This window comes from Mesorhizobium sp. M7A.F.Ca.CA.004.04.2.1, assembly GCF_004022825.1.
Taxonomy (GTDB): Bacteria; Pseudomonadota; Alphaproteobacteria; order Rhizobiales; family Rhizobiaceae; genus Mesorhizobium.
In genome coordinates, this window is sequence record NZ_RZPH01001013.1 from 1 (window position 1) to 2,133 (window position 2,133).

Annotated in this window: 3 protein-coding genes and 1 pseudogene; 3 read left to right on the plus strand and 1 reads right to left on the minus strand. The window is 62.4% G+C overall.

Annotated elements, in window-relative coordinates; genetic code table 11:
• Positions 1 to 338 (plus strand): annotated as a pseudogene (locus tag EN893_RS30535) (microcin ABC transporter ATP-binding protein); the annotation flags it as partial.
• A 20-nt stretch (positions 339 to 358) separates the two neighbouring features.
• Here the strand turns inward: EN893_RS30535 and EN893_RS30540 are convergent.
• Positions 359 to 790: a TerB family tellurite resistance protein gene (locus EN893_RS30540; protein ID WP_127268808.1), complete on the minus strand. Its 432-nt coding sequence runs from the start codon at positions 788 to 790 to the stop codon at positions 359 to 361.
• 148 nt (positions 791 to 938) lie between these two features.
• Between EN893_RS30540 and EN893_RS30545 the strand changes: the two genes are divergently transcribed.
• Both EN893_RS30545 and EN893_RS30550 read left to right on the plus strand, forming a co-directional pair.
• Positions 939 to 1,724, plus strand: a complete 786-nt coding sequence (locus EN893_RS30545) for a TSUP family transporter (RefSeq protein ID WP_127268807.1) — start codon at positions 939 to 941, stop codon at positions 1,722 to 1,724.
• A gap of 52 nt (positions 1,725 to 1,776) precedes the next feature.
• Positions 1,777 to 1,947, plus strand: coding sequence for a hypothetical protein (locus EN893_RS30550; RefSeq protein ID WP_127268806.1), 171 nt, complete (start codon positions 1,777 to 1,779; stop codon positions 1,945 to 1,947).
• Positions 1,948 to 2,133 lie beyond the last annotated feature (186 nt).

Sequence of the window (2,133 nt, forward strand, 5' to 3'; positions counted from 1 at the left end):
GCCTGTCGAGCGCCCGCGCCGTCATCCCCCGCCCCAAGCTGGTCGTCGCCGACGAACCGGTTTCGGCGCTCGACGTCTCGATCCGCGCCCAAATCCTCGATTTGTTCGCCGAGCTCAACCAGAAGCTCGGCATCGCCTATCTCTTCATCACCCATGATTTGACCGTCGCCCGCGCCATCACGGACGAGGTGCTGGTCATGCATGACGGCAAGATCGTCGAGCGCGGCAAGACGAACGCGGTGCTCGACCACCCGCAGTCCGAGGCTGCCAAGGCGCTTGTCACCGCCGCTCCTGACTTGCACCGGGCAATCGCGAAGCGGCTGCGAGAGCAAGGCTGATCAGGAGAGAAGGCGTCCAATCACTCCTGCGGCTTCACCACATCGACCGGGCTGATGTCGAGCAGGTCGAGCGTGCGGCGCAGAAGGCGCATCTCGCTCTCGGCAAGTTGCGAATCCGCCTTGGCGATCTCCGCCATATGTTTGGCCAATTGCCGGCGCCGCTCGACATCGAGGTCGCGGAACAGTGCAATCGCCTGCGAGCCGTTGGTCTCGTAGCCGAACTCGTTGAGATATTCGATGACGCTGTCGATACTGCTTTCCGCAATGCCGAAGGCGTCCTTGCAGATGCGCCGGAAGACAACCATCTCGCTCTCGCTGACAGACCCGTCGGCCAGGATCATGCGAAACAACATCAGCAGTTCCGCCGACAGGACCGGATCGTCCGCCACCTTGCGCACACCCGGGTCGCCGTCGAATATCTGACGTATCTGGTCCAGCAATGCGAATGCCATCAGGAGCCTCTTTCCGGGTTAACCACACAAATACAAATCCAAGCGCGATGCGCTTGGATAGAGGTAGCGCGGAATCGACCTTGCGCAAACAGGGCGGCCGTGGTCGAACGCCCGATATTTCAGCCGGCCGGACACCGCCATACATCAGATGATCGACCTTAGCATCCAGACCGTCGCCATGCTCGCCTTCGCCGCCTTTGCCGCGGGCTTTGTCGATTCGATCGCCGGCGGCGGCGGGCTGATCACCGTGCCGGCGCTGCTGCTTGCCGGCTTCACGCCGGTCCAGGCGCTCGCCACCAACAAACTGCAAGGCATGTTCGGCTCGGGCTCGGCGACCATCCACTACGCATCGAAGGGTCATGTGGACCTCCGCCGGCAATTGCCGTCGGCGCTTCTGGCCCTTGTCGGAAGCGCCATCGGCGCCTTGCTGGCGACGATCGTGCCGGGTGACATTCTGCGGGCTGCCCTGCCCATCGTGCTGATCGCCATCGCGCTCTACTTCGCGTTTAAGCCCAACATGAACGACATCGATCGCGCCGAGCGGCTGTCGCCCTTCCTATTCGGACTGATCCTTGTGCCCGCGATCGGCTTCTACGATGGCCTGTTTGGACCGGGCGCAGGCTCCTTCTACATGCTGGCCTTCGTGGCGCTTGCCGGCTATGGCGTGCTCAAGGCGACGGCGCATACCAAGCTGCTCAACTTCGCCTCCAACATCGGCGGCTTCATCGTCTTCGCGGCCTTCGGCGTCGTCTACTGGAAGATTGGCCTGATGATGGGCGTTGCCCAGTTCATCGGCGCCCGCGTCGGCGCCAGCCTGGCCATGCGCATCGGCGCGAAACTGATCAAGCCGCTGCTGGTGATCGTGTGCCTGGCGCTTGCTGTGAAGCTGCTGGCCGACCCGGCGAACCCGCTGCGCGCCCTGATTGGTGTGTGATCACGCGCCCTGATAGAATGCCGCTGTTCGAATCATGTAGGAGGAGCCACACATGAATCTTAGCGCACCTACGCAGATCGTTTTTATCATTTCCGTTGTTATCGCCATCATCGGCGCACTCGCCGCGCTTGGCGTTCTTGCGTTCATTCCACTCGCATCGGTGTGGATTGTTCTTATTGCTTTCATCGTGCTTGCCGGCGGCTGCTTGATGCGCGGCGCCTGACCATTTCCCTTGAAGTGGGGACGAGGAGCGCCCGGCCAAAAGCCGGGCGCTTTTGATTCCGGCCCCGGGTCTGCTAGATTTGACTTGGCGCAAGGATGGCCGATACCAGTCGAGATGCAACCCCAGCAAGAGCAGGACCGGTCCGTCGCCGGGCGGTTCGAGATGCGCCGGCGCCTGCCGGATCCT